Annotated in this window: 3 protein-coding genes and 1 pseudogene; 2 read left to right on the forward strand and 2 right to left on the reverse strand. The window is 73.6% G+C overall.

The genetic code is table 11. The features are described 5' to 3' along the window. Both mycP and eccD read right to left on the reverse strand, forming a co-directional pair. Positions 1-1,160: type VII secretion-associated serine protease mycosin (mycP, locus tag HMPREF0591_RS07720; RefSeq protein ID WP_007167909.1), on the reverse strand; the 1,160-nt coding region annotated here is incomplete at its 3' end. Then, positions 1,157-2,551: a type VII secretion integral membrane protein EccD gene (eccD, locus tag HMPREF0591_RS07725; protein WP_244268794.1), complete on the reverse strand. Its 1,395-nt coding sequence runs from the start codon at positions 2,549-2,551 to the stop codon at positions 1,157-1,159. The genes mycP and eccD, both read right to left, overlap by 4 nt. Positions 2,552-2,678: 127 nt before the next feature. On the opposite strand from eccD, the gene HMPREF0591_RS07730 reads away from it, so the two are divergent. Continuing rightward, entirely contained in the window at positions 2,679-6,296 is a 3,618-nt protein-coding gene (locus HMPREF0591_RS07730) for a type VII secretion protein EccC (RefSeq protein WP_007167911.1), read from the forward strand. After that, positions 6,293-6,902 (forward strand): annotated as a pseudogene (locus tag HMPREF0591_RS33010) (type VII secretion-associated protein); the annotation flags it as partial. The gene HMPREF0591_RS07730 and the pseudogene HMPREF0591_RS33010, both read left to right, overlap by 4 nt.

The raw sequence follows: 6,902 nt of genomic DNA on the forward strand, positions 1-6,902 counted from the left end.
GGTGGCGGTGCGGCGATCGGCGCGGGCGGTGGCGCCGGCGTCGTCCCGGGCGCGCCGGCATCGGTGCTGACCGCCGCCAGGGCGTCGATCGTGCCGTGGCCGACGAGCGGATCCCAGCCGGCGGCTGGGTGGTGCGCCGTCGACTCGATGCGCTGCATCACCTGCCGCGCGGTCAGCGCCGGGAACCGGGCCCGGATCAGCGCGGCCAGCCCACTGACCACCGGGGCGGCAAAGCTCGTGCCGGACACCGGTTCGGACCCGAGCGGCGTCACCCCTTCGCCCGGCGCGGCGACGTCCACCCACGGACCGGCGAGGGTGAACGTCGACGGCCCGCCCCCCGGGTTCACCGAACCCACCGTCAGCACGTAGTCGTCGTACCAGGCCGGGCTGACCGCGACCGTGACGGTGTCCCAGGTGGCATCCGAGCGCTGCGGGGGGCATGGCGCCGATCCGCCGGTATTGCCCGCCGCCGCCACAACGACGGCGTTCTTCACGTCCACGGCGTAGGCCAGCGCGGCGCCCAGGGCGCGGTCATCGAGCGCCGACGCGGCCGCTACGCAGGCCACCGAGGAGATGTTGATCACCGACGCGCCGAGATCGGCGGCGGTGCGGACCGCCTTGGCCATGGTGTCGACGTCGCCGACGCCGGCGCGGGACCGGTCGCTCGCGGGCGAGAACTTCGCGCTGGACTGGCGAACGCTGATCACGGTGGCTTCGGGCGCTACCCCGCCGAAATCGCCGGCCGGCGAATCCGCTGTCGCGGCGATGATTCCGGCGACCAGGGTGCCGTGCGCGTCGCAATCCTGGGTGCCGTCCCCGGTGGACACATAGTCTCCGCCCGCCACCACATCGGGCAGCAGGCGGTGGCGCGAAACGCCGGTGTCGATGACCGCGACCCGCTGCCCGGCGCCGCGGGTGAGCCGCCAGACGCGCGGCAGGTCGAGCCGCGCCATCAGCGGGCCGGGGGCCGAACCCGTCGTTATCGCGGCGCACGCCTCGCGCTGGACCGTCGGCCACGGCGGCACCGGACGGGCCGGCTTCGGCAACCAGGTGTCGTCGACCGGCGGCGGCGAAATCGCCTGCGCCGAAGGCGTTCCGAGCAGCGATGCGCATGCCAGCGCCGACACCGAGAGCAGGCGCGTGACGCGCGAGGTGATCACGGCAGATTCATTCCCCGCACGGCGCCATAGAGCCCACAGATCCAGCACGCCAGCGGAGCCATCGCGATCAGCGCCAGCCACTCCAGCGCGTCGACGCTTCGGTGCACCAGGGGCGGCAGCGATACGTCCGGAGCGAAGAACCCCAGGTATATCGCCGCGGCGGCCAGCGTCCCCGTCGCCGCGGCGACCCAGGCTCCGTGACCGGGGGTGCTCATGGCGGCGGCGCCGAACGTGGTTGTCAGCACCAGGATTCCGCCGCCGGCGAACGTCAGCATCTTGGCGCCGTCACTGGTGCGCGCGCGCAGCAGGAGCAGCGCGCCGGTGATGCAGCCGAACGCCACGCAGGACAGGCGGGGCGCGCCGGCGAGGACGCCGATGACGGCGCCGACGGCCGCCGCCGACGAGAACCCCGCGAGCAGGCTCGACAACCAGGCGTCGGCGCGGTGGGCCCGCGCCGCGACGCACGTCCCGGTGGTTTCGGCCGGGTCGGTGTCCGGTGTGGCCGCCAGCCGTGGGAACAGCCCCGCCACCACGACCGACACCCGAGCCGCGGCGCCTAACAGGCCAACCGAGACCAGGGCCGATGCCGCGCCGATCGCGCGAAGCGGCGCGGTTGTGATCACACCCACCAGTGCGGCCGCCGCGACGACCGTCGCGGCGCACGACACGGCGGTCAATGTGGCCAGGCCGCAGCCCGAAGCCCGGATCGCCAACACGGCGGTGACGGCCGCCGCGGTCGCACCCAGCAACACCTTGCAGGCGCCCGGGCCGCCGGGCACCGCCAGAACGCCGGCGACCGCGGCGAAGGCAGCGGCCATCGCGTTCAGCGCGAGCCCCGCCGCCGGGTCCCGGTAAGCGCGGTGCGCGACCACGGCGGACAGCAGGGCGAGCACGCTCGCGGCTGCCGCCACGGCCACGGTGGTGTGCAGCTCTCGGCCGCCGTTGCCGTGCAACGCGTTTCGGACCAGCGCCAGCGCACCGATGCCGGTCACGCAGGCCGCCGTCACCACACCGCCGACCCGGGTGGCGCGCCGGCGCCGGGCGGCCGCCCACGGTTCGGGAGCCGCCGCCAGCGCCTCGCAGACCGCCTCCGCGGTGTCGTGGTGCCGGACGGCGGGCGGCGGCGCCGACGACCCGCCCAACAGCAGGACGGCACCGTCGGCGATGCCGCTCTGCGCCAACGTCTTCGACGGGTCCAGGGCGGCGGAGCCGGGCAGTGACAGGTGGTAGCGCCTGGCGGTCGAAGCGTTGCCGGCGTCGCGGACATGCAGGACGTCCACGATCGACGGGGTCAGCACGGCGATGGGAATCTCGGCCGGTAGGGACAGGTCGACGGCGGTGGACCCGGAATGGATCGACACACGCCGCAGCGTCGGATCGGTTGCAGGCAAGGGTGGCCCCTTCGGTCGGAATGCCGCGAACATAGCCACGATCCGGCCTCCCGGTATGCGCCTGTCCACAGGTGACTTGTCGCCGATTTCGGTGCTGCCTAGCGTTCGTCGAACGGGAGGGGGCGAGATGACCCAGGGGTTCGTGCCCGTGGTGCGGCGGCCGCCGTCGGCAGCGCCGACCGCGGATCTGGTCGTCGATGCGCCGCCCGCCCCGCCCGCGGCGCCGGGACTGCTGCCCCGCCTGTTGCCGGCCGTCGCTGCCGTCGCCGGGATGGGCGTGCTGGCGGTCGCGTTCCGATCGGGGCTGGGCGGCCCCCGCACCCCGATGTTCCTGGCCTTCCCGATCATGCTGCTGGCCTCGTCGATGGCGACGTCCCTGTCCGGGCGCGCGCGCCGCCGCGGCGGCGGCATCGACGCCGACCGGCTGCGCTATCTCGGATACCTCAGCCGGCTGCGCGAAACGGTCGCCGAAACCGCCGCCGCGCAATGCTTCTCGCTGATGCAGGACCACCCCGACCCCGACACGCTGTGGACATTGGTCGGCGGCCCGCGCATGTGGGAGCGGCGGGCCGCCGACCCGGACTTCGGCCTCGTCCGGGTCGGCACCGGGGCCCAGCCGCTCGCTTCCCGTGTGGTGGCCCCACAGGTCAGCGAGCCCGCCGACCCGGTGACCGCCACCGCCTTGCGCCGCTTCCTGTGCGCGCATTCGACGGTCGTCGCGCCGATCGCCATCGGGTTGCGCGGGAGCCCGCGGGTGACGATCGACGGCGACGCGTCCGCGGCGCGCGCGATGGTGCGCGCGGTGATCTGCCAGCTCGCCGTCTCACATCCCCCGGACCAACTGCTGATCGTCGCCGCGATCGGCGACCGGGCCCGGCCCGAGTGGGAGTGGCTGAAGTGGTTGCCGCACAACCAACACCCGGCCGCCGCCGACGAGCTGGGCCCGGTCCGGATGGTGTACCGCGGCATGCGGCAGGCGCGGGCGGCGCTCGCCGGCGTGCGGACGGCGCACACGGTGGTGGTCGCCGACCTGGACGGCGATGTCGACGGGTTCGCCGGCGCGACCGTTCTCGAAGTCGGCGGGGGGCGCGAGGGCGCACCGGTGACGATCGGCGGGCTCTGCGGCACTCAGCAGCTGTCGCGGCCCGACCGGATGGACGTCCTGGACGCGTCGATATGCGCCCGCCGGTTGGCGATGTACCGGGTGGGCGCGGCCGATGCCGGCCCGATGGAAATCGGCGCCCCGGACCGCTTCGACCCGGTCGCGTGGTGGCACGGCCAAGACCACCGCGGCCGGCTGCGCGTGCCGCTCGGGACGAGTGCCGCCGGCGCGGTCCTGGAATTGGACATCAAGGAGGCCGCGGAGGGGGGCATGGGGCCGCACGGGCTCTGCGTCGGCGCCACCGGGTCCGGCAAGTCCGAGCTGCTGCGCACGATCGCGCTGGGCATGATCGCGCGCAACTCCCCCGCGGTGCTCAATCTCCTGCTCATCGACTTCAAAGGCGGCGCAACCTTTCTCGACTACGCCCGGGCCCCGCACGTGGCAGCGGTCATCACCAATCTCGCCGACGAGGCGCCGCTGGTCGCCCGGATGCGCGACGCCCTGGCCGGCGAAATGAACCGGCGCCAGGAGCTGCTGCGCGCGGCGGGCTGCGTCAGCGCCGCCGCGTACGAATGTGCGCGACGAGCCGGTGCCGCGACGACGGCACTGCCCACCCTGTTCATCATCGTGGACGAGTTTTCCGAGTTGCTCAGCCAGCATCCGGATTTCGCCGAGATGTTCGTGGCGATCGGGCGGCTGGGCCGATCCCTGGGCATGCACCTGCTGCTGGCCAGCCAACGGCTCGACGAGGGCCGGCTGCGCGGACTCGACGCCCACCTCTCCTACCGCATCTGTCTGAAAACCCTGTCGGCCGCCGAATCGCGCGCGGCGCTGGGAACGCTGGACGCCCACGAACTGCCGAACGTCCCCGGAGCCGGCTACCTGCGCACCAGCGACGGCGGACTCACCCGTTTCCAGGCGGGATACGTGTCGGGTCCGGTGCCGGCCGCCGCCCGGGTGCGCGAGTTCGGGATCGACCGGGTCGGCGCGGTCACCCGAGCCGCCGAGACCGGCGGGCCGTCGCGGCCGACGGTGCTGCAGGCCGTCCTGGACCGGCTGCGCGGGCAGGGGCCGCCCGCCCACCCGGTCTGGCTGCCCCCGCTGGGTGCCGCGCCCGAGCTGAGCGCCCTGCTTCGCCGGGCGGTGGCCCCGCCGGGCACGCTGACGGTGCCCATCGGCATCGTCGACCGACCGTTCGAGCAGCGCCGAACGCCGCTGATGGTCGATTTACGCGGGGCCGCGGGCAATGTGGCGGTGGTCGGGGCGCCCCAATCGGGCAAGTCCACGGCGATGCGCACCCTGATCACGGCGGTGGCGGCCACGCACGAGCCGGGCCAAGTGCAGTTCTACTGCCTGGATTTCGGCGGTGGGGCCCTGACGTCGGCGCGGGCGCTGCCGCACGTCGGCGCCGTCGCCGGCAGGACGGAACCCCGGCTCGTCGCGCGGATCGTTGCCGAATGCGAGTCGGTGATCCATTCGCGGGAAGCGATTTTCAGTGAAAACGGGGTCGGGTCGATCGCGGAGTACCGCCGGCTGCGGGCCGAAGGAGCGGCACCGGTCAGCGATCGGTTCGGTGACGTCTTCCTCGTCGTCGACGGCTGGGCCAGGTTGCGCGAGGATTTCGGAGCGCTGGAGGCCGCCGTCACCGCCGTTGCGGGACAGGGCCTCTCGTTCGGGGTGCACCTGGTACTGTCGGCGTCGCGGTGGGCCGAGATCAGGCCGGCGCTGCGCGACCAGATCGGCACGCGCATCGAGCTGCGGTTGGGCGATCCGGCAGATTCCGAGCTGGATCGCAAGGCCGCGCAACACGTGCCCCGGGGCAAACCGGGCCGCGGGCTTGCCGGCGACGGGTCGCACATGATGATCGCCCTGCCCGTGGCCGACGTCGGTCCCACCGCATCGGTTGCGCCGCCAATACCGTTGCTGCCCAGGCTGGTAGAACGCGACGCGATCGTGGGCGAGGCCGCCGACCGCATCCTCCTGGGCATCGATGAGCGCCGACTGAGTCCGTTGACCTGCGAGTTCGACCGGCAGGCCCACCTTCTGGTCATGGGCGACACGGAGTGCGGGAAGACGGCGACGCTGCGGACGCTGTGCCGCGAGATCGTCCGGACCAAGACCCCCGCGCAAGCCCGGCTCGTGATCGTCGACTTCCGGCGCGGCCTGCTCGGCGTCGTCGGGCCCGAGTACCTCGACGGCTACGCCACGTCCCCGGGGGCGCTGGCCGGGATGCTGCCGGAGTTGGTCGAGTTGTTGCGGCGGCGCATGCCCCGAGACGACGCGAGCACCGCGCACCCGCCGGAAGGCCCCGAGATCTATCTCGTCGTCGACGACTACGACCTGGTCGCCGGCCAGGCCGGCAACCCGCTGGGGCCCATCACCGAATACATACCGTACGCAACGGATCTCGGCCTGCACCTACTCATCACCCGGCGCGCCGCCGGAGCCGAGCGCGCGCTGTTCGAGCCGCTGCTGGCGAGCTTGCGAGACCTCGGCTGTCTGACGTTGATGATGAGCGGATGCCCCGTTGAGGACGCGCCGTTCGGCGCGCGGCGTCCCGCGCGGTTGCCGCCCGGCCGCGGCTTCCTGCTCACCCGCGCGGGTGACGAAGAGCTTGTCCAGGTCGCCTGGAGCGCGCCGTGAACCCGCATCGCGCCGTCATCGAGGCCGGCCCCGCCACCATCCGCCGATTGTGTTGCGGGACAGGCGTGGTCGCCGATGACGAGACAGCCGAGGTCGTCGGCGCGGCGCTGGACGCGATCGACGACCGGGTCGCCTTGGTGGGCGAGCGGCCGGTCGCCGTCGCTTCACTCTGGAGCGACGCGCTGCGGTCGGCGGCCTGTGCGCTGGGCAGGGGCATGGTGGTGGTGCACCCGTCCTGGTGGTCCCCGCCGCGCGTGACGGTGGTGAGCTCGGCCGCGGCCACCGTTTCGGGTGACGTGCTGGTGCGGACCCGGTCGTGGCTGCTGACACGGGATGCCGATGCGGAGACGGACGCGACGGTCGTGGTGGAGATCACGGACGGGATGGTGGTGGTCGGCGGCACCCGCGGCGTTGCCATACCGCGTCGACGACCACCGCATCCGGTCGCCGACGAGGTGGTGGCCGTCCTCGCGGGCATGCCCGCGGACAGGGTGCTCATCGACGCGCCGGCCCCCGGGGCGGCGACGATTGCGGCGTCGATCGCTGACGCAGCGCGCGCCAACGGGCGGACGGTGGTGCGAGTCGACGACGCGCGGCTGGCCCGGC

The organism is Mycobacterium parascrofulaceum ATCC BAA-614, from assembly GCF_000164135.1.
Taxonomy (GTDB): Bacteria; Actinomycetota; Actinomycetes; order Mycobacteriales; family Mycobacteriaceae; genus Mycobacterium; species Mycobacterium parascrofulaceum.